General features: G+C 59.0%; 13 protein-coding genes, 2 pseudogenes and 1 riboswitch. Of the genes and pseudogenes, 9 read left to right on the forward strand and 6 right to left on the reverse strand.

All coding sequences use genetic code 11. From position 1 onward, the window contains the following. Positions 1-1,875 precede the first annotated feature (1,875 nt). On the reverse strand, positions 1,876-4,221 hold the full coding sequence (gene metE, locus LPJ38_RS35735) for a 5-methyltetrahydropteroyltriglutamate--homocysteine S-methyltransferase (protein ID WP_028144317.1): 2,346 nt from the start codon (positions 4,219-4,221) through the stop codon (positions 1,876-1,878). A gap of 101 nt (positions 4,222-4,322) precedes the next feature. Next, positions 4,323-4,524, reverse strand: a riboswitch (cobalamin riboswitch). A gap of 1,008 nt (positions 4,525-5,532) precedes the next feature. Here metE and LPJ38_RS35740 point away from each other — a divergent pair. From LPJ38_RS35740 to LPJ38_RS35765, 6 genes are all read left to right on the forward strand, one after another. Further along, the gene (locus LPJ38_RS35740) at positions 5,533-6,258 is read left to right on the forward strand and encodes a nodulate formation efficiency C protein (protein WP_224516888.1); all 726 of its coding nucleotides are present in this window, start codon (positions 5,533-5,535) and stop codon (positions 6,256-6,258) included. A gap of 554 nt (positions 6,259-6,812) precedes the next feature. Further along, positions 6,813-7,163 carry a hypothetical protein gene (locus LPJ38_RS35745; protein WP_145643067.1) on the forward strand — a complete coding sequence of 117 codons (351 nt, stop codon included), beginning with the start codon at positions 6,813-6,815 and terminating at the stop codon, positions 7,161-7,163. Between the two features lie 220 nt (positions 7,164-7,383). Then, on the forward strand, positions 7,384-8,100 hold the full coding sequence (locus LPJ38_RS35750) for a thermonuclease family protein (RefSeq protein WP_342291666.1): 717 nt from the start codon (positions 7,384-7,386) through the stop codon (positions 8,098-8,100). Between the two features lie 8 nt (positions 8,101-8,108). Next, on the forward strand, positions 8,109-8,852 hold the full coding sequence (locus tag LPJ38_RS35755; protein WP_028144320.1) for a carbonic anhydrase: 744 nt from the start codon (positions 8,109-8,111) through the stop codon (positions 8,850-8,852). Between the two features lie 1,944 nt (positions 8,853-10,796). Beyond that, positions 10,797-11,963: a flavin-dependent monooxygenase gene (locus tag LPJ38_RS35760; protein ID WP_174719440.1), complete on the forward strand. Its 1,167-nt coding sequence runs from the start codon at positions 10,797-10,799 to the stop codon at positions 11,961-11,963. A 1,198-nt stretch (positions 11,964-13,161) separates the two neighbouring features. Continuing rightward, positions 13,162-14,508 carry an IS5-like element ISBj5_B family transposase gene (locus LPJ38_RS35765; RefSeq protein ID WP_011084757.1) on the forward strand — a complete coding sequence of 449 codons (1,347 nt, stop codon included), beginning with the start codon at positions 13,162-13,164 and terminating at the stop codon, positions 14,506-14,508. Positions 14,509-14,515: 7 nt separating this feature from the next. On the opposite strand, the gene LPJ38_RS35770 is transcribed toward LPJ38_RS35765, so the two are convergent. Then, a complete protein-coding gene (locus tag LPJ38_RS35770) occupies positions 14,516-15,163 on the reverse strand; it encodes an FkbM family methyltransferase (protein ID WP_028144322.1) in 648 nt (215 codons plus the stop codon). Positions 15,164-16,112: 949 nt separating this feature from the next. Between LPJ38_RS35770 and LPJ38_RS35775 the strand changes: the two genes are divergently transcribed. Together LPJ38_RS35775 and groL are read left to right on the forward strand one after the other, a co-directional pair. Beyond that, the gene (locus LPJ38_RS35775; protein ID WP_011084856.1) at positions 16,113-16,427 is read left to right on the forward strand and encodes a co-chaperone GroES; all 315 of its coding nucleotides are present in this window, start codon (positions 16,113-16,115) and stop codon (positions 16,425-16,427) included. Positions 16,428-16,509: 82 nt separating this feature from the next. Beyond that, positions 16,510-18,150, forward strand: a complete 1,641-nt coding sequence (groL, locus tag LPJ38_RS35780; RefSeq protein ID WP_011084855.1) for a chaperonin GroEL — start codon at positions 16,510-16,512, stop codon at positions 18,148-18,150. 1,239 nt (positions 18,151-19,389) lie between these two features. Here the strand turns inward: groL and LPJ38_RS35785 are convergent. Further along, on the reverse strand, positions 19,390-20,223 hold the full coding sequence (locus tag LPJ38_RS35785) for a YopT-type cysteine protease domain-containing protein (protein ID WP_145643217.1): 834 nt from the start codon (positions 20,221-20,223) through the stop codon (positions 19,390-19,392). A 346-nt stretch (positions 20,224-20,569) separates the two neighbouring features. On the opposite strand from LPJ38_RS35785, the pseudogene LPJ38_RS35790 reads away from it, so the two are divergent. Next, positions 20,570-21,697: pseudogene (locus tag LPJ38_RS35790) on the forward strand (IS3-like element ISRj2 family transposase). A gap of 143 nt (positions 21,698-21,840) precedes the next feature. Here the strand turns inward: LPJ38_RS35790 and istB are convergent. The 3 genes and pseudogenes from istB to LPJ38_RS38395 form a co-directional block, all read right to left on the reverse strand. After that, positions 21,841-22,527: pseudogene (gene istB / locus LPJ38_RS35795) on the reverse strand (IS21-like element ISBj11 family helper ATPase IstB); the annotation flags it as partial. Next, positions 22,524-24,038 (reverse strand): IS21-like element ISBj11 family transposase, encoded by a 1,515-nt coding sequence (gene istA / locus LPJ38_RS35800; RefSeq protein ID WP_039228609.1) that lies wholly within the window; start codon positions 24,036-24,038, stop codon positions 22,524-22,526. The pseudogene istB and the gene istA, both read right to left, overlap by 4 nt. Before the next feature lie 878 nt (positions 24,039-24,916). Beyond that, positions 24,917-25,135 carry a DUF7694 domain-containing protein gene (locus LPJ38_RS38395; protein WP_071916442.1) on the reverse strand — a complete coding sequence of 73 codons (219 nt, stop codon included), beginning with the start codon at positions 25,133-25,135 and terminating at the stop codon, positions 24,917-24,919. Positions 25,136-26,121: the final 986 nt, after the last annotated feature.

Consider the following 26,121-nt stretch of genomic DNA (forward strand, 5'->3'; position numbering starts at 1 on the left):
GCAAGTGCAGGCTTATCGCGGGCTGATTTCTGCCATGCGCCGGCGGGCTACGCGCGCAAGCGATCGCTGGGCAATGACGCCGAGAACCCCGAACTTGCATCGGCGGTCCACCTGAAGACGCGATTGCAGAAGCCGATCATTACACTTGTCCTAGCCCACGTTTCGATAAGCCCGGTCCAGGACTTCAGCGCCAGAGCTTAAGGTCAGGATCAGCGCCGGCAAGGCTACCGAATGAAAGGCGAAGCATCAATGACCATCGGCGTGCACGGAGCAATGGCGAAAATGTTGTCTTAGCCATGGGCGTGAGTTGCGCCTCAAATCAAGGCGCTGGTCTGTTGCAGAGAACGCGAGGCGCTCGCTGAAGCGCGAGTTCGGAGCATGTCGACAGGCGTCTGCGGCTGGTAGCGGTCACGAGCCACCGATCCCGGACGCGCACAACTTTTTGACAAGCATCAATGCTGCAGCGGCTGCCTCTGATAGAAGTGGTCTTCTAGTAAGGTCAGACGCACGGCAGACAGAAATGCTTGACGCCCATGATGCTTTCATCCCCGGGTACCCGCGGCCGTTCCTAGGACTGCTGCCAGACGCAGCCGCAGCCGCGCGGCGAGCCAATGACCGGCCACATGATAAATTGCGCCGACTTGCGATGGCATCTACTTTATCGGCCTGCGGGACGGCCCTGCTATGCGCTCAGAGCGAAGCTACGCCCATCTAAATGCGCGCGTGAGGAAGGCCACCCACACACAACCAACACGATGACGCCGGAGGACAAGGAGATGTGTCTCACCAACAAAGGACGTGACATGACAGACGGCCGGACCATTTACCCTGCCCGGGCCGGATTACTGGAGCTGCAGTCCAGTAAAACTGGTGCAGCACATCTACAAATATCAATGGCCGAGGCCTTGAGCTGATCCAAATCAATTCGACAAAAGCTCAGATGTCGTTTCCTGGCGCAGATCCAAATATTTCAGTTCGCGAGCGGATCATGTTCCGTCACAACAGCGCAAAGCCGATATCCCTCCGCCGCGGCTGACGCGATCGAGACGCGGGTCGTCCGAACGATATCGGCGTCGGCCTGTCCGCGCAGAACCCAAGCGATGTGCGCAGTGTTAACAAGGTATCTGAATTTGTCACCCCGCAGCTATGAACACCGGCCAGGATCTAATGATCTGACATGGGAGCAGCTTGGAAAGGCGCCGCCCTTCGATCAGGATCTGGAGATTGCCGTGATCGAGGGTAATTCAATTCACCGGGTGGTCTTTCCTTGCCGCCGGATCTTCGGCGGATGGATCAACGCGAATACCGGAGAGCAAATCGCGGTGCGGCCGACGCATTGGCGTATGTGGCCCGGATAGCGCCGTTATCCCAAATGGATTGGTGTGAGTTGGGGTACGGACTGCCTTCGCCGTCCTCTCTTCTGAAACTATCTCGTGGATCGAATGAGGGAGCCTGACGGCATCTCCGAGCGGACCGAATCCGCGCCGAGTGCCTTGCGGTGTCCGTCAAGCATTAGTTTTCTCATTGCTGTCGCGGCCGTTGCCAACGTGCCCATGAGCGACAAATCTCGGCGTAAATTTCCAAATCTCAACCTATACGGCCGCGTACCACGGCATGATTAGCTGCAATACACTTCTGCTTACATGGGTTGCAGATTTTCGGCGAATGTTGTCGCCGTGATCGAGCAGCCGGCAATTCTACCCCGGCCAACGAAACTAGCGCAACGCGTCACCGTCTTTTCTCCGAGACCGTACCTTCCCCGGTCCACGAAGTGGACCGGGCATCATGTCGGCGGCAATGGTAGCCTCGATATTGTGGAAAGCGCAAATCACCACAACCGAATTAGCTTTGTTGAGAACAGACCGGAGCTCGGGATCAACCGATTTGCGGATCGGATGCAGCGCGCAGTTCGCGCGCGGCAGCGACCATGTTGGTGAGCGCCGGCCGAACCTCCTCCCATTTGCGCGTTTTTAGGCCGCAGTCCGGATTGACCCAAAGCTGCGAATCCTGCAAACGCGTCCGAGCTAGCACCATCAGCTCCTTCATTTCGCCCGTCTCGGGGACGCGTGGAGAGTGAATGTCGTACACGCCCGGTCCGATTTGATTTGGATATTCGTACTTCCTGAACGCATCCAGTAGCTCCATTTTCGATCGCGACGTCTCGATTGAAATGACATCCGCATCCATTGCAGCGATCGCACCGATGATGTCGTTAAACTCTGAGTAGCACATATGTGTATGGATTTGCGTTTGATCGGTAACGCCCGATGAGCAGAGGCGGAAGCAATCTCCGGCCCAATCGAGATATGCCTTCCAGTCCGACCGGCGCAATGGCAATCCTTCGCGGAGTGCAGCTTCGTCGATCTGTATTATGGCTGCACCGGCATTCTCGAGATCGCGGACTTCATCGCGCATCGCGAGCGCAAGCTGACGGCAGACCTCGCTTCTAGGAATATCATCGCGAACAAACGACCAGTTCAGGATCGTCACCGGTCCGGTCAACATCGCCTTCATCGGCTTACCAGTTAGTGATTGCGCGTAGCGCCACCATTCCACGGTGATCGGCTTCGGCCGCACTACATCGCCAAACAGGATCGGGGGCCTAACGCAGCGCGAACCATAGGACTGAACCCATCCGTTCCTTGTAAATGCGAAGCCGGCGAGTTGCTCGCTGAAGTACTGCACCATGTCATTACGCTCGAATTCGCCATGCACGAGGACGTCAAGACCGATGTCCTCCTGCCAACGTACGGCGCGGGCTATCTCCTCTTTGAGGAACCTGTCGTATTGCTCCTCGCTCATCGCACCTCGCGCATGCGCCGCGCGAGCATTTCGCACCGCTGCGGTCTGCGGAAACGATCCTATCGTCGTGGTAGGAAAAGCCGGCAGTCCAAAGCGTTCCCTTTGGATCTCGGAACGACGGGCAAACGGGGTGGCGCGCTGGCGCATCGTCTGATCGATCGCCCTCATTCGGACAGCGACGTTGGCATTATGGATCTTCGGCGAGGTCCGGCGGGCAGTCGCGGCGCATTCCGACTCGGCAAGAGCTAGCCCAACATTCTGGTCGCCTGCGAGTACCCGCGCCAGGATCGCAAGCTCACGCATCTTCTGAACCGAGAAAGCAAGCCAGCTCTTGACGTCGGACGCGAGCCCGGTCTCGAGTTCAACATCGACCGGCACGTGAAGCAGCGAGCAGGACGGAGCGAGCTGTACACGGTGCCTGCCAAGCTTCGCAATCGAGGGCTTCAGCCGCTGACGGAGCGACGGCAAGTTCGACCGCCACACATTGCGGCCGTCGATGACACCGAGCGACATGACGAGATCACTTCGGCCGTCAGCAATGATCTGATCCAATAGTTCTGGCGCTCGAACCAAATCGACGTGCAGACCGGAAATTGGCAGGCTCAAGGCAGTATCCAGATTGTCGCCTAGGGCGCCGAAATAGCTCGCAAGCATGATCTTGATAGCGGGTCCCTCCTTTGCGAACCGGTTATAGGCGTGCAGCAACGATTGTCGCGCCGCCTCATCCAGATCAAGGACCAGGCAGGGCTCATCAAACTGAACCCAACTTGCCCCTCGTTTGGCTAATTCATGCAGAAGGTCGATATAGACAGGTATCAGATCATCGAGGAGAGAGAGGGGCTGGAACGCGCTATCGGTACTCTTGCCGAGCTTTAAAAATGTGACCGGCCCGATCAGGACAGGGCGGGTCTGAAAGCCAAGAGCCCTGGCTTCCTCATACTCTTCGACGGGTTTGCGAGAGCACAGTCTGAACGCCTGTCCCCGGTAAAACTCGGGAACCATGTAGTGGTAGTTGGTATCGAACCACTTGGTCATTTCCTGCGCGGGCACGCCAGATCCCCGCGTACTCTGGTCGCAACTCGCATCCTGATCGCCGCATTGCGATCCGCGGGCCATGGCGAAGTACGTCTGGAGCGAAACGGATTCTCCGCTCGAGGCGTAGATCTCCGGGATGGCGCCAACCATGACACTTGTATCAAGCACCTGATCATACAGCGAGAAGTCGTTTGACGGAATGATCGTGACGCCGAGCGATTTTTGACGAGCCCAGTTCGCTGCGCGTAGGCCGGATGCGTCTTCGTACAACTGCTGTTCACTAATCTTTCCAGACCAGTAGCTTTCTAGAGCGAGCTTGAGCTCACGCCTTGGGCCGATGCGTGGCGTTCCGAGCGTAGCAACTGGAAGAGAGAGAGGAGACATCGCGTTAACCCCTGTTGGGGACAAAGGCCATGGCGGACGCAGGCAGGAGAAGTCGCGCGTGCGACGGCTGCTTGGCGTACCACCGAGACACCCCGCCCGTGGACCAATATATTGTCGGGGCCGGTCTCCTGGCTTGCTGGTCATCGCTGCTGTCCGGCCTTCCCGAAGCCGTGCAGGCTTCAGTGACATCGTTGGACAGCGGCTCGCCACTTACAGTTGCGGGGGCAGCGCCGGCATTTGCACCGGCTTCCCTCTTAGCTCCGGATCAATGGGAACCGGAGAACCTCGACGACTTGGATTATCGGCACGAGAACTCTTCCGTCAACCTCTCAGATTATGTGCAAGCTAATCTGCGACATCTGCTAGCCGAATGACCGTGCATCTCTGTGACTTACCACCATCCAGAAACATTCTCTAATCAGAGATGTCATAATCAGACATATCCTTCTCAGATACCGGAATAGCATCCGGAGCTGCCTTGAGGCGGAGCCGCACGCTAGATCGATGAAAGGGACAGAAGCAGCCTTCCGGCGGGAGTACCGACGTTTCTATCAGAATGCTTTCGATGCGGCCTTGCGATTTCCAGAGTTTCGCCCAGCACCTCGGCTAGCCAGCTATTCTCTCAACTAAAGGATCTGCAGCGAATAGGCCAAGGCACGTGGCGGAATTTAGCAACATACGAGGCGAGGGGTTGATTTGCGTGCCACCCAGACTTCAAAGCCGGGATCAAGCCGGCTTGGTGCCGCTGGCAATCATGCAGCTCGAACGCCGGCGGCACGATAGCGAACCACACAGCTCAATAGCGGCAAACGCACTTCCGTCCATCAGGCATCCGGCATCGAGGCGTTCAACTCTTCTGCTAAATATCCGGTGCGGGACAAGGATGCACAAGCTGCGGCGGATACACTGAATAGGAACACCGAAAACGTGCAAAGGTCAGAAAGTCGACAAGAGCGACACAAACTCTGTGAAAATTTCCGCCTATTGCCTGGCACGAAGAATGCAGACCCTCGGCATGCCCAGTCTCCTCCTGCTGGGCAGGTCCAGCTCAGCCAACTGACGCAGTCGCTGTCGGGGAAGTTAGCTGCGCATGACATACAGGGAGCGCCTGATCGCGCGGGACAGCCAGCGGGTGCCACGTCGCATCCCGTAAACTTCTTGCGATGGCTCATAGCAGGTTCGAGGTTGCCTGCTTTACAAGATGTTTGGATGAAACGCGATAGGCCGAGGGTTATGAAGAGAATGTCTGGAAGACCCGCGCTATGGCTTTGCTTGGTCGGATTTTTAATCTGCCTCGCCTGGCCGGCTGCCATGAGCAATAATATTCGGGCCAGCGACAGCCCCCTTGTCGAACGATTGAAGTCAACTTGGCGAGCGCAAGATGGTGAGACGATAGAACAAATTATCTCCAATGTCTCGAAGGTGGCACAGTTCGTGCCTCAAATGTGGGGCGTTATTGAACTTGGCCAAAACGACTTTATTTTCGTTTCGTGGACCAGACACCGGGACAACAAATCGGACGAACAGTACGTTATCACCTGGAAGATCGCCCTCGACGGCACGTTTGAACTTGCGTCGACTTATGCGAAGCCGATGGAATTGGGCTGGCGCGCCCTGGCGCTCTCCCTGATCGCCAGTGAAGTCGCAGATGGCGAAAGGGACGCAAATCTTCGCTTTCTGCATGATCCGGCCAACTTCAACTTCGTGGCCACCCCGCAAGGCCGGCTCGGCGATCTTCTGCGGCAGGGCCGCTGTACTATCATTGAACCAGTTGGAGTGGACTACTTACCGAAGCGGAATGGCAAACCGGCCGAGACGGGTGACGTGTGGCGCGTTCTGCTCTTGGTGAATTGTAGTATCCAAGGACCACGTTATTTTGCACACAACGGGGTCATCACTTTCGAAAAGAGAGAAGGACAGGATTGGGAGCCACAATCCTCCTTTGCCAAGCGCATCGCGAAATTTGCCCCTGGCTCCTGGTTCCAACGCACCGAGCCAAATGAAGAGGAAGACTTAGGAGAGCGAAGGCCCGAGTAAACTGCCGCAGAGCAACATCGCGCCGCAGTTCCTCCATGGCCCAGTGCCTCGGACCGACTGCAAGACATACGCGCTCGGCACTTGCTTTGTTTTAGCTTCCGCAACGGTCCGGGTGCCTTTCTCGCAGCAGTCCGGCCCGTCGCAAGAAGGTCGGCCGCGCGATTGCGTTTGTTCCGCCTAGTGTCAGCGGCGCGCACGAGCTTGCGAGATGTGGTTTTCCCGCCTTCACTCCAGCCGGTGTGAGGACACCACTGTGCGTGAGTATAGCAACGTCGAAGGCACCAGGAACTGGGTGTGAGACGAAACCGGCGAGGAAGTTACCGGGAGACGTTCACCGGTAGCGACCCGGCATACCGCTGAGCGCTTGCGCATTTCCGAGCGCGCAGGCCGGGAAGCTCAGGGGCCGTACGCAAGAAAACGTCGAGGACCAGACTGGCTCGACCCTAGCTTAGCTGGCACCCATTCGTCTGCATGTCATCGATCCAGATTTCGAAGCATGGAAAACGCCTGTTTAACTCTGCTCCACCTGCCCAGGTCGACATCAACGATCAATCTTGCCGGGCGTAAGAAGGTTAAGTTATGCGCGGGCGTCTACCCTGAACTCCATTGCGTCTTCTTCTAAATCGGCCAGAGAAAGCCAGACCGATCTTTTTCACATCTTTTCGTGTGAAGTGCGAAATTTCATTGCAGAACCGTTGGCAGCGGCCATTTTGCCGATGGAAACCGTCGCCAACCAGACCAAGGTTGATGCTCCACGCCTGACTCCAGCGCGAGCCAGCGCTTCATCGTCGGCCACTTTTTTTTGCAAAGACAACGTTCCGGGGTTCGGGTTTGTTCAGCATCGCCAGTTCGGCGCCGCCCGCGAGGATCTCCCCTCAGGTGGAGAGAGTAAAGCGCGGTCCTAGTGAGAGAGCCGCTGATGCTCGAAGAATAGCGCCGCACGCCCCAAAGAAATCACTTGATCCTTACGCAGCGTCAGGCCGTAGGTTCGCGTTCCGGCGAAGCCCTCATAAAGCGCGTCGGAAATGCCGGCGGAATAACGGACGTAACGCTGTCAAGCAGTCGAATGTATCGGCACCGTGTCGTGCGTGAAACGTGGATCAGGAGCGAAAGGTTGTTGTCGGGATGAAGAACCGCGGAATTATGTTCGCATTGCTCGCTCTCGTCACATCTCCGGTCTGCGCCGCGACGTTCAGCGGTGCTCCGCGCATCCTCGACGGCAATACGATCGAGATCGACAAAACCAACGTTCGGCTCTCAGGCATCGAAGCTCCTGAGACGGACCAGATTTGTCTCGACGTCGAGGGCCGGAAATGGGCCTGCGGCGTAGCTGCTCGCGACGAGCTTATCAAGCATTCAAATGGGCGAACCTGGGATTGTCATACCCAGAGAGTCGATGAGTACAGACGAGCCCTCGGTAACTGCTTCATCGAAGGCGAGAATGTGAACGTCTGGATGGTACGCTCGGGCTGGGCACTATCGACTGCTCCATCTCACGCTGTCTATGAGTTGGCGGCAAGCACAGCCCATACGGGACTGTGGTCGGGAGCGTTCATCGCTCCCTGGGACTGGCCTCGCCGCAATAAGGGCACGATTATCGTCGGCGCGTGGTCGGTTCCGATCGACGCGCAGGAAGTACTGCTCGGATCCGTCCTGCTGTCGGAACCGCCGTCCCCCGAGTGCCTGATAAAAGGCACTGTCGAGCGCAGCGGCGAGCGGATCTATCACCTGCCAGGGCAAGCCAGCTACGAACTAATCGACATGACGAAGAAGCGTAGCGAACGCTGGTTTTGTAGCGAAGCGGAAGCCGAAGCCACCGGGTGGCGTAAGGCCGTGCGTTGAGGCGACACATGCATGCAGCCAATTCTCCAAATATGTACCATTTAACCAGGACCGCGCGTTCGCGCCGTTCGCTGTTGTTGTTTGCTGCGTCGACAGTTTTCCTGCGATTCGGCAATAAGATCGCCGATGCGAAGGAAGCAAAAAGCACGCCCAAGCCAGATAACCTGCTGTCGCCAGATGCTGCCCTGAAGCGGCTGCTGATGGGAAACGAACGTTATGTCCAGGGTGCATCACGAGCCGACGATCTTAGGCGCGAGCGTTCGGCTTTGGTCGAAGGCCAAAATCCATATGCGGCGGTTCTGAGCTGCGCCGACTCTCGCGTGGCGCCCGAATTTGTGTTCGACAGCGGGCTAGGTGATTTGTTTGTCTGCCGCGTCGCCGGCAACTTCGCTAATGATGATACACTCGCCAGTATGGAATATGCGGTCGCAGTACTGAACACGCCGCTAATCCTCGTACTAGGCCACGATCATTGCGGCGCGATAGACGCTACGATCAAGTCGCTCCATCAAGATAAGCCGCCGCCAGGGCACATTTCAGCCCTGGTGACCGCACTTGCTCCCGCCGTGAACGCATCTCTAGGGCAGGCCGGCGATACATCCGCCCGCGCAACCCGAAACAATGTGATCGACAATGTCAACAAACTCAGATCGACGGGCCCTATTCTGAAGGCTGCAGTCGAGCAGAACCGGCTGAAAGTCGTCGGGGCCCTGTATCGGATCGACAACGGTAAGGTCGATATTGTCAGCTGACACTAGCACATTCACACCCGAGGCAAATCATCTGCCGTGCGATACGGCCCTTCCGCTCCGCTGTTTGGTCCATCGTCTGCGACAAATGCCCCGGATACCATCCGCTCCACAATAAATGATCAACTCGGGAAGTGCTTCGGTATGCGTGGCGTCTTGATTCTGCTCATGTTCTACGTACTCATGCTAGCAACACGCGGCGAGCATCAAAAAACGCACCTAACGCGTCCGACAGCGTTCATGCCTCCATATTGAGTTGCAAACCCAATAGCGTGGTTCCGGCAGCAGATCGCGATAAAGCGCATTGCCTGGCTGTGAACTCCAGAGCCGGCGACGATCCTGAGATCTTCTGGCTCCGATCGAGCACGCCATGAATGGTGTTGCTTTATCACCAAGCTCAGCCAGGGCTGCAGATCACATAGAACAACCAGCAGGACTGGCCGCCCGGTCTGTAAACGAACATGCCACCCGCGCCAGTAGGCCAGCCGCATCCATCATTCGTTAGATAGTCTCGTTCGCCGCCAAGGGACCCGGCCCGCAATGATGATGCCGTTGAAAGCATGGTTGTTTTCACCACGATCTCGCATGCACTGCCTGATATTGCGCACAATCGCACGACCCGCCCACTTGCACAATTTACTATCCGTCCTCCATAACGAGGTCGATACGAGACGAAACTGGCAGCTTGCAGATTGCATAGTGTGTACGCGAAGCCCATCAGGTTGTTAGTTGCTGCGGACACAGTAAATTGTGCCAGATTTGTCAGCCCAGGCGAATACCAGAACAATGATTCAAGTGTTGCGCACCGTCTGCCAGCCAGAAATCATCTGGCAACCGATCGACTTGGCAAGCAAGCTCTTCAACCACGGCGTCGCTCAGTAGGAAACAGAAGACTAGCTTCAGAACGTGGATCCCTCATCAGTTGCAACGCTCGTAGTGCGGGCATGCTGCGCGAATTTGGCAAGCTCGGCCAAAATCGGAAGCATTGGAAAACCGCCGAAGATGGAGGCGCCGGCGGCTGCAAAAGGGGTCGACAGGTCAGAATTCTGCCCGAATTTCTTGAGTCCTGTAGGACAGAAGGTAGACAGCTCGTGTGCTGCAACGAGCCTCCTAAGCTCCCCGGGGCCTCTTCGAAGCGCCTTGTCTTTGCTTGCATGAGCCGGGTACTCTTGCAGTCACCTCGAACAGATTTGATCGCGTAATTCAGCGTCTTGAGCTCCGTGCGTTTGCTGAACACCAGCTGTCTGGAGGTCCGCTTCTAACCAGGCGCTCACCCGCAGTCGCACGAACGGCTATTGGGCTGTTGGTGGCATCGGGAGATCGGAGCGGGTGCTAATTTTGGCATTAACGTTGAATCTGGCCGGTCGGCGAACGAGGTCCGCTTCTGTCGTTTTGCTTGCGGTTTGTTGAGTCAATGACATTGGCGGAAAGTATACACGAAATTCACGAGCATGTGCTGGCACCGCGCGGCGGAATGATCTCGCGAGATTCGGACAAGGCCGGCAGACATGCTTAATGGCACGCCGATTGCTGGAACGATGAAAACTAAGTCGCAGGCTTGAGCGCTCTCCCGAGCATAACTCAGGAACTCCACACTTGGTTCGACCCGGCTTGTCCGACGTGTGAGCACACGTCCATGGAGAGGACATGACATCGCATGCCCCGATCAACCGCCGGAGACCCAGTCCGGCAACGACGGCCGATATCGCGCCGCCGCCTACCGGCTGTTTTGCCGGCCAGCCTCCATGCAACGGCAACAGCTCCATCTCAGTCTAGCTTCCCGGCCCGTAAATTGGGAAGCTACCGTGCGCAATCACATGCAAGCGATATCAACTGCGACAACTCTGAGAATGTCCTCCCGCCGGTATGGTATCACCCAGTTTCGCCCCGTGCGCAGTCCATGAATGACGCGCGACCATGATCGGCACAAGACGCGGAGGACGATTTATGAACGCTTCACCCGAAAAGCAATGTCCCGAATCCCACACCGCGGCTGCGACCTGGGATAATCTGTCGCCGCTACTTGTCGAGATCCGTGCGCGTCGCAACGAGTTTGGCCCCGCGCAGGAAATTCCAAAAGAGATCATCGACGGCTTCAGGCGCATCGGCATCTATCGGGCTATGGTCGCGAAGCGATTCGGCGGCGAGGAGCGAACACCAGCCGAATTTTGCCGCCAGATCGAGCGCATCTCCCAGGCCGACGGATCCGCCGGTTGGGTCGCCAGCTTCGGGGATGGAGCTCGCTACCTCGCTGCTCTTCCGGACGACACGCTTCGAAAAGTGTACGCCAATGGACCTGACGTCGTATTGGCGGGTGCGCTCTTCCCGCTCCAGCCCGCCAGGCGATGCGCCGACGGATTTGTCGTGAACGGCGTGTGGCCATTCGCTAGCGGCTCGCCCGGGGCGGATTTGATAGGAGTTGGTATAACACTGGAAGACGATCCGGCCGGAGACCTCCCGCGTGTAGCGGTGATTCCGGCAGAGAAGGTTACAATCCGGCCCAATTGGGACGTCATCGGACTGCGAGGCACCGGAAGCCACGACGTTGTCGTCAGCGACGTCATTGTGCCAGAGCAATGGACCTTGATCCGCGGCGGTCCGGTGACACTTGATGGGCCGATCTATCGTTATCCGTCCGTCGCTTTCGCTGCGCAAGCGCATGCGATCGTCGGCATCGGGATTGCGCGAGCCGCAATAGACGAGGTGATCGCCATGGCCGGAAGCCGCGCCTCGATCACTGGAGCGCCCGTGATGGCTCAGCGCGGCTATGTCCAACTTGAAATCGCCAAAGCCGAATCCATGCTACGTTCCGCTCGTTCCTTCTTTTACGAGGCCACGGAAGAGCTGTGGAAGCAAGCGCTCACGGGCGAGGTAAATCTGAGCACCACGATGCAAGTGCGGCTCGCCGCGACGAACGCCGCGCGGCAGGGCGCTGAGGTCTGCAGGATCTCGAGCGGTCTTGCTGGAACTGAGGCGCTCTATACCAGCAGCAATCTAGCACGCGCCATGTGCGACAGCTTCGTGGTTGCCCAGCACGCAGCTTTAAACGAGGGAACGCTTCAGAGTGCTGGCCTCGCCCTGCTCGGAACTGCAATACAGCCCGGCTTTCCATGAAGTAAGGGGATCAGGCGCGGGCAACAGGCCACGCGAATGGATTACCGGACCGGCGTCATGATGTGGTCTGCTGCTGAGGACGTGGCGACCTTGTTTCAATGTGAACAAAGACACTACTGGGCTCTCCCTCCTTCAAAACGAAACCTCGTATCCTGGACCATTCGTTCGTCATCCAAACACGGCGATGTTTTTTGAGCCTCTACGCCCCTGCCCGATCATTGACGTGCCGAGCGGGATCTACCTGAATTTCTGCGCAACGGCTCGCGGTTCAACCGACGAACTTTCCAAATCACCGAGCGACGGGGCTCGACTCTCGCGGGCTGTGCCGCCTGGGCGCACGGTGCAGCACTGCACGGCGCAATATCCTGGCACTCGACCTTGCCGCTTATCGATGCGGCACGCCGACACTGGCAAGGGCAGTACGACATTGATGTGAAGCGTACCGTGCACCTCCATCGGAATGATGGATCAATCTGGCTCTTGGCCGCTGCTGGCGGATCGGCATCGACGGCGCGGAAGAGACGCTGCGGCCGCATGAGATCGCGCATCGCCTAACCGGCCATCTTCCGGCTGAAGAGACCCATGTCAGCCCTCCAATACAGCCAGCCCTCTGCCGTTGGGATGGAGTGACATTAGCAAGCTAGACCCGGTTTGGGGCGCGCCGACGAGGCCGCGCGATGGATTGGCGTGATCGGCAGTAGATCCTGGCGACTGCCGGTAGAGCGGAACCGACGAAGCGGCGTCATGAATGTGCGAACGCCTTGCTGCTACATCGGCTGTCCGATCGCCACGGCAGCGCCACGGCGCCACGGCCTTAGCTCCTCAGGATCGGATGGACCCGCTGACTGCCATGGCGCTGGCCGCACCCTACGGACCGGCTGGCGCTCACGCCGGCCCGAAACCGCACACCAATCGGGCTAACGATAGCCGCCCGCCTTGACGATCACCGTTGTGCGGGTGCGGCCATCACAGAGTCCGTTGATCAGGCGCGGCATGAATGAGACGCTAGATATGAGTAGCTGCTAGACAGTCGTCCGTGAAGAAGGACTAAGCCACTGATCGGGAATCTCGATTTGGGCTAAGGGGCATTTCCAGATTGCAAGGTTTTGATGCTTTGGGCGTCAGAACCTTGCGATTTGGTTTTCGTGGATTCCCTCGAAGCGGGAAGCATGATTCCTTGTCTGCATCGGAGGGAACGATGCGGCCGAAGAAGCACAAGACGACGGGATCGAACGATCTGTTCCGGGCTCGGCTCGACCAGATCATCAATATGAAGCACGAGCTGGTTCTGCTCGCCGGCAAGGTCGATTGGGACTGGATCGACGGCGAGATCGCGCCGCTCTACAGCGAGAACGGCAGGCCCGGGATCGAGACGCGCTTCATGATCGGTCTGCTGTTGCTCAAGCACATTTACGGGCTGTCCGATGAGGAGGTGTGCGAGCGCTGGGTCCATGACCCATACTTCCAGTTCTTCACCGGGGAAGAGTTCTTTCAGCACACGTTCCCGCACGAGCGCTCGGACCTGAGCCATTGGCGCAAGCGGCTTGGCGACAAGCTGGAGTTGCTGCTGGCCGAGAGCTTGCGGGTAGCGCACGAGGCCGGTGCATTACGCAGCCAGGACCTCAAGCGGGTTACGGTCGACACCACGGTGCAGCCGAAGGCCATCACCTTTCCGACCGATGCCAAGCTGCTGCATGCGGCCATCAAGGGGCTCAACCGCCTGGCGATCAGGCACGGCGTCAGGCTGCGGCAATCCTATGCTCGCATCGCCAAGGCCGCCGCGATGATGGCCGGCCGCTACGCCCATGCCAAACAGTTCAGGCGGCATCAGCGGCAGTTGCGTATCCTGCGTAGCCGGCTGGGCCGGATCATCCGCGACATCCGCCGCAAGATCGAAGGCCAGCCAGCACTGGAGCAGGCGTTCGCCCTCCCGCTCGGCCGGGCCACGCAGATCCGCTCGCAGCAGCAGCGCCAGCGCGGCTGGAAGCTCTATTCCTTCCATGCCCCGGAAGTGGAGTGCATCGGCAAGGGCAAGGCCAGCGCGCCTTACGAGTTCGGCGTGAAGGCCTCCATCGTCACCAACAACCGCCGGGCTCCCGGTGGCCTGTTCGTGCTGCACGCCAGCGCACTGCCCGACAACCCCTACGACGGTCACACCTTGCGGGACGTCATTGACCGCACCGAGACACTCACCGGCTGTCCGATCGAGCGGGCCTATGTCGACAAGGGATACCGCGGCCACGACGCACAAAATCCCCGTCGCGTCTTCATCTCCGGCCAGAAGCGCGGCGTTTTCGGTGTCATCAAGCGCGAGCTGCGCCGCCGCTCCGCCATCGAGCCCATCATCGGACACCTGAAGGCGGAAGGCCACCTCGGGCGCTGCTACCTCAAAGGCCGCGCCGGCGATGCCGCCAACGTCGTCCTCTCAGCCGTCGGACACAACTTCCGCCGCATCCTCGCCTGGCTGAGATATCTCTTGTGCCTGTTCCTGGCCCAGCTATGGCGCACGCTCGCCCGGCCAGCCTCGATCAATCCGGCTTCTTAACGGACGACTAGACACGCGTATTCCTGAGCAATACATCACCTTCCACTGCGCGCGGATAGTGAGCCGCCACTTCAAATGATGGCAATAAGCTAAGAATGGCTTGCAGGCTCAACTGCCCTTCGTAGAGCTCGCGATCACTATATTCGGTGTAGATAAAGCGCGTGTTGCTCAAGGTCCGCATACCGCCGGCGATAACGTCGGCTTCGGCTCCCTGAACGTCCATCCAGATGAAATCGACTCCGTCCAATTTGGCTTCGCTGCACCAGTCGTCAAGCCGCCGTGTTTCAACCGAGACAGGCCGATCAAACCGGACCCAATCATACTCGGTAAGATGATTCTTTGGGCGGCGTATTGAACCGGACAGGTCCCAATCTTTCGCATCCCCATCTGCATTACTCGGATGGAAGTCGATCGTCCCGTTTCGGTCACTGATGGCAATTTCTAGCAGCTTCACCTTATTGAGGGATGGACCGAGCTTCTTCTTGAAGCGCGCGATCGCTCGGGGGTCCGGCTCAAAGCAGTAAAGCTCGGGTTGCGGGCACAGCTCGAGGAACTTTTGCGTATCAGTCCCATCATTGCAGCCAATATCCAGGATGACCGGATTCGGCTTCTGCAGAAGTGAGACGATGTGCTGATGTACTTCTACGGACGACACAGATGCTCTTCCATGGTGCGCGGAGATCGGATGAATTTTGACTTGGAAGTCGATCACACGCCGGAAGCAGCTGCACAACGTATATCAAGGTATATTGCTCTTAAATCCGCCAATCCCTTCGATCCTCGACAGCTGTTTGGATGCCATCGACATCAAAAGGAGGGAGTCTATCGAGCACCTCGCGATGCAATTCTCGACCCTATCGCCGGAAAATGCGGCCTCAGTGAGTCAGATCGCCGTCTTGGCTTTTTGCCAGCCGAAAGAACGCCTTGGTTCAAGCGCCACCTGCCGGATATGATTTATGGCACGTGCCGAGCAGAGTGGCCCCTCGTGCATAGCAACAGCCCCTCATCTCGATGACAATTGCGCAAAAATGCGCGCTCTCGGCTCATGGCCGCCATCTCAGATAGTAGCTCCCGGCACTCTCTTCCTCGGAAACGCAGGCGAGGAACGCAACCGTGAAAGCACAGCGGTACGCGATGTCCGGCGCAATCAAGCTTTCGCGGCGCGTGCAAATTTCTTCAAGTGCTGCCGGCACGATGACCAGGGTGAATTCAATAGGGTTTGAGCGCCGCCGCTGGACACCGCTTGTGGACCGCACGCTTTGTCCGCCACAGCTGCTAGATGGTGCCGTCAGGCGATCACGTGCAATGCCGGCACCGCCGCCAACACGCGCAGTCTTTCGAACTGTCCAACGGCCCCCGGAGCAGCGTTGAAGTGTTCCCGGGATCAAAGCAGTATTCGAAGAAACGCAATGTCATTTTCACGACAGCGGGCGGGCTGGTGCACCTCTACGCGTTTGCTTCTGGACAACACACGCGCAGCCGCTGAATGCTTCAGCGGAACTGGAAGGGCAGATCGCTTAGCGCATTTCTGGCCTGACTCTTGCTACGGGCTGCTTGTCACATTGTGCTTAACTCCAACTTGTTCAGACGCTCAGGAGACCTCTATGAAATTCCGTCCGCTTCACGACCGCGTCGTGGTCAAGCGTATCGACGCAGAAGAGAAGACCGCCGGCGGCATCATCATCCCCGACACAGCCAAAGAAAAGCCATCGCAGGGCGAAGTCATTGCAGTTGGCCCGGGCGGCCACGATGATAGCGGCAAGCTAATTCCGATCGACATCGAAGTCGGTGATCGCGTGCTGTTTGGCAAGTGGTCCGGCACCGAGGTCAAGATCGATGGGCAAGACCTGTTGATTATGAAGGAGAGCGACGTGATGGGTGTTCTCACCGATGTCTTCTCCAAGAAGAAAGCCGCCTAATTCACAGCAAAGCTCACCCCTCCTGAGGAGAGCCCATCGGGCGCGCCAAAGGATGACTTAATAGGGACTGAAGGAATTTTCTATGTCAGCCAAAGAAGTGAAGTTCGGAGTAAACGCGCGGGACCGTATGCTGCGCGGTGTCGACATTCTCGCCAACGCCGTGCAGGTCACGCTCGGTCCGAAAGGCCGCAACGTCGTGCTCGACAAGTCGTTCGGCGCACCTCGAATTACCAAGGACGGCGTTGCCGTCGCCAAGGAGATCGAGCTCGACGACAAGTTCGAGAACATGGGTGCCCAGATGGTGCGTGAGGTCGCTTCGAAGGCTGCGGATGCTGCTGGCGACGGTACCACCACCGCGACCGTCCTGGCCGCTGCGATTGTGCGAGAAGGCGCCAAGTCGGTTGCCGCCGGCATGAACCCGATGGACCTCAAGCGCGGTATCGACCTTGCGGTCGAGGCTGTGGTTGCGGACCTTCAGAAGAACTCCAAGAAGGTCACCTCGAACGACGAGATCGCCCAGGTCGGCGCAATTTCGGCAAACGGCGACCAGGAGATCGGCAAGTTCCTCGCCGACGCGGTGAAGAAGGTCGGCAACGAGGGTGTCATCACCGTCGAGGAAGCCAAGTCGCTCGAGACCGAGCTTGACGTCGTCGAGGGCATGCAGTTCGACCGCGGCTACATCTCGCCCTACTTCGTCACCAACGCCGACAAGATGCGCGTTGAGATGGACGACGCCTACATCCTCATCAACGAGAAGAAGCTCTCCTCGCTGAACGAGCTGCTGCCGCTGCTCGAGGCCGTGGTGCAGACCGGCAAGCCGCTGGTCATCGTCGCCGAGGACGTCGAAGGCGAAGCGCTTGCGACCCTGGTCGTGAACCGTCTGCGCGGTGGTCTGAAGGTCGCGGCCGTCAAGGCTCCGGGCTTCGGCGATCGCCGCAAGGCCATGCTGCAGGACATCGCGATCCTGACCGGCGGCCAGGCGATCTCGGAAGATCTCGGCATCAAGCTCGAGAACGTCACGCTCAACATGCTCGGCCGCGCCAAGAAGGTGATGATCGACAAGGAGAACACCACGATCGTCAACGGCGCCGGCAAGAAGGCCGACATCGAGGCGCGCGTGGCCCAGATCAAGGCGCAGATCGAGGAGACCACCTCGGACTACGACCGTGAGAAGCTCCAGGAGCGTCTCGCCAAGCTCGCAGGCGGCGTCGCGGTGATCCGCGTCGGCGGCGCGACCGAGGTCGAGGTGAAGGAGCGCAAGGATCGCGTTGATGACGCGATGCATGCGACCCGCGCGGCGGTCGAGGAAGGCATCGTCCCGGGCGGCGGCGTCGCCCTGCTCCGTGCTTCCGAGCAGCTCAAGGGTCTGCGCACCGAGAACGACGACCAGAAGACCGGCGTCGAGATTGTGCGTAAGGCGCTGTCCTGGCCGGCCCGCCAGATCGCGATCAACGCCGGCGAGGACGGTTCGATCGTGGTCGGCAAGGTCCTCGACAACGAGCAGTACTCTTTTGGTTTCGACGCCCAGACAGGCGAGTACAGCAACCTCGTTTCCAAGGGTATCATTGACCCGGCCAAGGTCGTGCGCATCGCGGTCCAGAACGCCTCTTCGGTGGCCGGGCTGCTGATCACGACGGAAGCGATGGTTGCCGAGCTGCCGAAGAAGGCTACGGCTGGTCCAGCAATGCCTGCGGCCCCCGGCATGGGCGGTATGGACTTCTGATCGGCCTCCTTAAATTCTCGATGGCATGCAAAACCCTGGCGATAATGTCAGGGTTTTTTGCAGCGAGCGGTCTGTAGCCTGCCAGTCGACGAAGAATACAGCCCATGGGCCTATCGGCCTATCCATGTGCGCGGCGGCAGGCCCCGGCTCAACTTGCTTGTGACCGTTCCTTGGCGGCGACAGGACCGCGTCCGGCACGACGCGCTGAGGGGATGGAATGTGTCTATGCTAACGATATTTTACGTTGGTCGTCCACTAGGCAGATGGCTGGGTGCTAGGCAGCAGGGCATGAACCCGCGCAGGCGCTCTCGCCGGATGCATGCCGTCGGGTTCGTCAGCTTTTGGACAGCTATTCGGTGTACAATGACTCTTGAAGTTAGCGGCGCGTGGTAGGGACAGCGCTCGCCCCGAGTATGCGTGGGGATTTCGGCGCCGAGTCACGCTCCTGCTAACTTCAACCAGTCGCGCATGCGCGGCAGAGACAGCGTCTGATCCATCCACCCGACCAGCGCCCCCGCTGCTTCCCGCGTAATCGGATCCACGCTACCGGGCGCCGGTCATCCGAATTAGCTAAATACCCCCCATGCGAGCGCTCCGCGCAGGAACTCCTCGTCCAAACTTCGCGATGTCACTCGCACTATTCGGCACTTTAATCCGTGAAAGAGTGCTCCAGCTCGGCGCACAATTCCATTGAGAAGCTTGGAACAACACAGCGCTGCAATATCACTGAGTCAGATCGCGGATGAGGTCCTCACCGAAGCCGTCAATCAAGTCCAGCGACGAGAGAAGGCGGATTGTCGCGGAGCTCGTGGCGAGCGATGACTGGCTTTGAGGCGCCGGTGCGACGGCAAGCCGATGCCCCCGGCAGCAGCTATTTGGTTGGTGAGCTCACTATAAAAGCGGCTGGCGGTGATTCCGAAGCAGATCGGCTCCAGCTAGTGCCGACTCTGTGGATGCTTGGTTGCCGACCGGCCCCCTGAGCGCGATTGGGCGTCGGGTAACGCAACCCTACGAGGAGGTTAGCCTAACGGGCCGCCGGTCCGGCCTGAGAGGAAGCGCAGGCGATTGCTCTGACACGCGATGGCGCGGGGCTCACAAACCTCAGTGACCGGCGAACCTATGTCGCTAAACATTCCCCTCTCTGCACTACTTCCAGAGAACTTCCATCGAGAGCATCGATTGAACATCCACAGAAACCGCGGCGGGTGAAACAAGGCGGGCGATGCGGCTGCCTCGTGTCTACCGATGAGGTTCCGCGCGCGGGAATAGGGCAAGGTCCGTTGCATTGGGATGCCCATACCTGATCCTTTGTGTGACGACCGCCGAAATATCACGTTTGTTCAGGGTGCTATAGCGCTCGGCAAGACTCTTAAACAACCCTCCGACCCGATCTGACGGAACAGTAAATTCGCCATAGTTAGGATCAGAGAGGATCGTCGTTCCATTCGACGTTGCCGTTGCAATCGTGTGGGTGCTGGCGCCAGGTTGGACGAATTTCAAGCTGACCAAATGGACGGATGGATCCTGCGCAAGCTCGTTTACGATCTTGTCGATGCACGAAGATGTACCAAACCTATATCGCGTCTCTTCAGCAGATGGTTCTAGGCCGGCGTCACGCAAGATTGTGCTTTTTGCCTGGAAATTGTGAGACCCTTCCGCCTTATCCTCTTTCAATTGAGTCTTAAGCTTTTCAGACTGTTCCTGCCGTCTTGCCGCCGAGCGGTGATTTTCCGTGCCCGGGAGCAGAACCCCCATTCGGGAGGAAGCGCTGCTTGGGAGATCAAGGAGCCACTCCGCGGCCAATCCAACACAGATTCCACTGACATTGGCTTGGGGCAATTCCGCCGTCCTGTAATCGAACAGAGGACGGACAGGGCTAGTGGCAACGGATAACTCGGAGCTGGAGGACAGAGAGGATGTGCTGAGGCCCGAGGTGTTTGAACTATCATCGATTGCATCTGAGGTATGCGGCTTGCTGAAGCAGAGCCCCATTCTATCGAACAATTCGCCGGGCGCCAGGCTCTCCAGCCGCGCGATTTCGGTGAGTGTTTGGGCACATTCGCTACCGTCTATAGCGCGACGATCTGGGTCGGAAGAGCGCGGCGATCAGGATGGCGAGTCAGTGTCGCGGCGCGATGATGATCGCCGCGATGATTGTCGCGCGCAAGAGTTTTGTTTGCTTTGATTGTCGCGGAGCGTCAATCAAGCGAGCGTTTTTTGTGTCGCGTGCTCCGGTGGCCGCCCTGGACCACGCTTTCGCTCGAGGGCAGTCCGCCTGCGATAGCTCTCGACGTTCATCTCGACGATGGTGGCGTGGTGAACAAGGCGATCAGAGCTGGCCCCGCAAATTCGGACAGTAGCTTGAGTGGATTTTCTGCCTGACAGCGGCGAGGATTCTTGCTGCGAATCAGGAGCGAAGATGACGAAGAAGAGCCGCCGGACGCATTCTCCGGCATTCAAGGCGAAGGTTGCTTTGGCTGCGGTCAAAGGAGACAAGACACTGGCGGAGCTGGCGCAACTGTTTGATGTTCATCCGAACCAGATCACGATCTGGAAAAACCAGCTCCTGGAAGGCGCCGCCGGCGTGTTTGGGCATGACAAGACATCGGCCGAGACGCCGGTCGATTTGAAGGCGTTGCATGCCAAGATCGGCGAGCTGGCGTTGGAAAACGATTTTTTGTCCGGCGCGCTCACCAAGGCGGGCCTGCTGAGCGCAAAGCGATGATCCCGCGGTCATGATCTTTCTATCGTGCGCCAGGCGAAGGTCCTGAAGCTGGCTCGCAGCACGGTCTACTATGAACCTCGGCCAGTTTCGGCCGAGGACCTTGCCTTGATGCGTCGGCTCGATGAGCTGCATCTCGATTATCCCTTCGCGGGAGCGCGTATGCTGCGATCGTTGCTGCGGCGGGAGGGGGTATACGCCGGTCGCCGCCACATCGCGACGCTGATGAAGCGCATGGGGATCGAGGCGGTCTATCGTCGCCCGAACACGAGCAAGCCGGCTCCGGGTCACAAGATCTACCCGTACCTGTTGCGCGGATTGAAGATCGAGCGGCCCGACCATGCGTGGGCAATGGACATCACCTACATTCCGATGCGGCGTGGCTTCGTCTATCTCGCGGCGGTCGTCGATGTGTTCAGCCGACGGGTCCTGGCCCATCGCGTCTCGATCACAATGGAGGCGGCCTTCTGCGTCGAAGCGGTCCAGGAGGCGTTGGCGAAGCACGGCAGGCCCGCGATTTTCAACACGGACCAGGGCAGCCAGTTCACCAGCCTCGAGTTCACCGATGTGCTGCTGGACGCGAAGATCGCCATCAGCATGGATGGCAAGGGCGCCTGGCGCGACAACGTGTTTGTCGAGCGGCTCTGGCGCACGGTCAAATACGAAGAAGTTTATCTCCGCGCCTACGACAGCGTGTCCGAGGCGCGAGCGTCAATTGCCAAGTATCTGGCCTTCTACAATCAGGGACGCCCTCACTCGAGCCTTGACGGGCGCACGCCCGACGAGGCTTACTTCGGCACGCAAGCTATGGTGATGGCCGCATGACCGTCGCCGACGATTTTGTCGTCGCTCTGGTCGGGCTACGCCCTCCCGACGCAACGACAAAATCGTAAAGCCCCGCGTTCAGCATAACCCGGCAGGAATCCACTTAAATCCAGCGGGGCGCTGTCCAAACAACCGGGGCCAGCTCTATCGATCGCCGCGAGGGTCATAGCTGGGTCCGGAAAGACCTTGTTCCATTCTCCAAAGGGCTGATTGGCGGTGATCAGCAAAGAGCGTCGCTCGTAGCGTGCGCTGATGAGCTCGAACAGCACACTGGTCTCGGCCTGGTCCTTGGTGACATAGGCAAGATCGTCCAAGATGACGAGATCGAAGCGATCGAGGCGGTTGATGGCGCCCTCGAGGTTGAGCTCGCGGCGAGCCACCTGGAGCTTCTGCACGAGATCGGTGGTGCGGGTGAACAGGACGCGCCATCCGTTCTCGATGAGGGCCAAGCCGATTGCTGCCGCCAAGTGGCTCTTGCCTCCACCGGGCGGACCAAACAGCAGCAGATTGGCGCCCTTGCCGAGCCAGCCGTCGCCGGCGGCGAGTGCGGTCATTTGCGCCTTGGAGATCATCGGCACGGCCTCGAAGTCGAAGCTGTCAAAGGTCTTTCCGGTAGGCAGCCGCGCCTCGACGAGATGGCGCTCGATGCGGCGGCGGCCGCGCTCAGCGATCTCGTGCTCGGCAATGGTGGCGAGGAAGCGCGCCGCCGGCCAGCCTTCTTTATCGGATTGCTCGGCAAATTGCGGCCACAGCGCCTTGATGGCGGGCAGCCGCAGCTCGTTGAGCAACAGATTGAGGCGCGCGGTGTCGACTACGTTGGTTGTGCTCATGCGGCGCCTCCGATCTCGGCGGTACCGATGAGGCATTCATAGGTGGCGAGCGGTGCGAGGCGTACCACGACGTTCGGCACCTGGGCGGGATCCGGGGCGAAGTGAGTACGTAGCCGGTTGAGGTCGGGCAGCCGGCCGTCGTTCAGGTCAGCCGTGAGCTGATTGGCGAGTTCGGCCTCGCAACCGCGCTCATGGGCGAGTGCGAGGAGATCGACCATGATCCGGCAGGCCTTCTTGTCCGGTAAGCGTTTGCGCAAGACGTCGAAGGCTCGGCGGTAAGCTTCCCGGGGGAACAGCTGGTCGCGGTAGACCAGGTTGAGGAGCGCCATCGGCTTGCGCCGCAAGGAATGGATCACGTGCCGATAATCGACGACCTGATCGTGCTTGCCATTGGGATGCGGCCGCCCGCGCGGCAAGGTGAGGAGATGCGTGCCGCCGACAAACACGTCGAGGTGATCGTCATACAGGCGCACCCGCAGCCGATGGCCGATCAAGCGCGACGGCACCGTGTAGAACACCTTGCGCAAGGTGAAGCCGCCGGACGACGTCACGTGGACGATCACCTCTTCATAGTCCGACGTGCGGCGGTCCGGCAGATCCTGAAGTGCGCTACGTTCACTGTCGATCCGCTTGGCGTTGCGGGCATTGCGGCGGCTGGCGATCTCATCGATGAAGCCACGATAGGCAGCTAGATCGTCGAAGTCGGCGGTGCCACGCAGCAACAGCGCGTCGCCGATCGCTCGCTTGAGATGACCATGCGAACTCTCGATCGCCCCGTTCTCGTGGGCGATGCCACGATTGTTGCGGGAAGGCCGCATGCCGTAATGGGCACAGAGGTCTTCGTATCGCCGCGTCAGATCGTCTTTGGCGTCGCGGTCGAGATTGCAAAAGGCGGCCGACAGGCTGTCGGTGCGATGCTCCCGTGGCGCCCCACCGAGTGACCACAAGGCATTCTGCAGGCCTTCGGCCAGAGCGACGAAGCTCTCACCGCCGAGCACGACATGGGCGTGCTCAAACCCGGAATAGGCCAGCCGGAAGTGATAGAGACGATGGTCGAGCGGTACGCCCGCGATCGTGACACCCAATTCGCCCATGTCGGTGAAGTCGGACAGGCCGCGCTGACCGGGTTCGTGGGTCTGGCGGAAGATGACCTCCTGCTCCTCGCCGTGGATCGCCCGCCAGGCCCGGATCCGGCGCTCCAGCGTGCGACGGATGCCGGCGCCGAGCTCGGGATGGCGTCGGAGCAACTCCTCGAAGATCGTGACCGGCCGCACACCGGGGGCGGCCTTCAGCATCGGCGCGATATCTGTCTCAAATACGCGGGCCAAGGGATCTGGCCGGCGACGGCCGCGGGGAGCCTTCTTCTGCGACGGAAGGCGTCGATCCTTCTCGATCCGGTAAGCGGTCGAGGTGCTGAACGAAGCCTTGGCGGCGGCCACGGGTGGGCTATCGGTCTGACGGTACTTCATGTAGAGCCTCATTTGGTGATCGGTAATGTGTCGGCCTGGCACGCGAGTGATTCCTCTTGGCGGAAGAACCACTTGCATAACCAGCCGGCCGCGATCACCAGTCGGCGCGGTCCGCTGTGGATCGCGCCGACGCCGGGCTCGTAACTCCGGTCGGGCTACGCCCTCCCTGCGTCACGAGCCCGGCGTAGCCCTCTCATCATGGTCGACGCTCCACTTCCATCCTGTTCGCCGCGCGGCAACCGTCTGCGGGCCAACTCGATTCCTCAGCTTGCTCAGTATGTGCGTATTCGCCATCGACTCGATTATACATGCTGGTTCACCGGCTTCTTCCGCGTGCGTCTCCTCAGAGGGCGCGCTGCTCACATCTTGCCTGCGACCGATATCGCGGCAAACTGACGAGGAGCTGGCCACCACACAAGCTTAGGGAAGCTATCGCCGTCATGGCAAATTGGCTGTGCGACAGTCCCAGCTTCCGGGCGCTGCTGCAGGTGTGAGGCGGTGGCCGACCAGCTAGTGACTCTTGCACAGTGAAAGAGGTCGCGCTCGTGTAATTTCAGCTTCAGTCAGGATGATGGCTGCGTTAGACGATGCCTTCACCAAACCAGGCTCGGTCGTGGGCTTGAGATCGATCTCACCCTCATCGTGCCGCGCCGCCCGGCGCCCAAAACTTCGCCTCCAAAGAGCGCGCAATTCGCGCCCCCAGTTCGCCCCGTGATCGGCTATCAGCGAGCGAGATGCTGTTGTTCGCTCTGAGGCTGCTCCTGTTTGACAGCGGCATTTCATCTCAGCCCGCCTTGCACGCCGCAACGGCCGAGCGAGCCTGACATACACCCGCTTGTGACATCTCATCGGGACGCCGAACCGGTGCTTGTGCACCCGCTCGGCCTCACCTTGTGCTCGGATATTGTAAACTCAGTCCGTCATGCTGTCGCGCTCATCCGCGCGAACAACGTTGCCGCATCTGAGGGACTCAATCCAACGACGCCTACGAAGCTCGGAGACGGCATCGGAATGTCTCGATAAATGGGTCTCCACAAATGAAGGCAATATCGGCTGTTATTCACATAACGCGAATGTGGCGGATGCAGTTGCATGACGCACTCTTCTTCATCCCAGAACATGTCTTTGACAAAGCACATCTCCTCCCAGTTTGGACAACGCCGCGGTGTCGAAACAGCGACATGCTCCCACCCAGGACGGACAAATGCACTTATCTTTAGTTCACACCCGCAAGGCCCCTGCACAAAGAAGAGACCGCAAGGGCCTGATCCCGGAGCAGTCGCGAACCGGCCATGCTGCACCCGGCCCGCCTCCAGCTTGTCTACCACCTGCGCTCGCACGCCCGCTCCTTTGCCTCTCGGATAGCCCTGAACTCTACGTAGAGGACGTTGTCGCGCAACAAGTCAACCTCCGCGATTCTCGGCCCAGCTTTCCTGAACCACTCTACAACGCACCATCCGCAAAAGCGGTAGATGTCTATCATCACTCACGCTCCTCTAGTTATGCCTCTGGTGCTCGAATTGCGCTCGGTGCCGCCGGTTGCCTGAGGACGGGCGGCGGCACGATCTGTACGTTGAGTTAGGCGACCCGCCGATCGAATCTTCCCGCTACTTATGTAAGTCCGCCATTGAGCCTCTCCGCGGCGAAGCAGTCTTGATCGGTGCCAGGCATTCACTGCTCATCGCCGGCAGAGCGCACATCACGCTTGAGCATGCGAAGTCGGCGGCTCTTGAGGCCTCATCTCGTCTTCAATGAATTGTCCCTCATCATGCCATGCTCTCCTATTGGCGGCGGAATCCAGACTTCATGATGCTCGCAGTTGCCGCACCAGATAGCTCCGGGCGACATTGCTGCTTCTGCGGGAGTGTACTTGATCCCTTGCGGCCTTCTCGCAAAGGCTGAACAGTCCTAATGCGTCAATTATGTGAAAACCATTCAGTTTTATGGCGTCCAAATCGGCTCGTACATAGCCGCAGACGTCTGGAATGCACTTCTTAGCTGGCACATCCAGCGGACCGCTGCGACCTCGATCGTCAGCTAACGGTCAGGAACAATGATTAACCGATCTCATTGGCTGCCACTGCAAATATCGCTCGATTTATAGGCCTCACTAAGATGCGGCCCT

Origin of the sequence: Bradyrhizobium daqingense (assembly GCF_021044685.1) — a bacterium.
GTDB lineage: Bacteria > Pseudomonadota > Alphaproteobacteria > Rhizobiales > Xanthobacteraceae > Bradyrhizobium > Bradyrhizobium daqingense.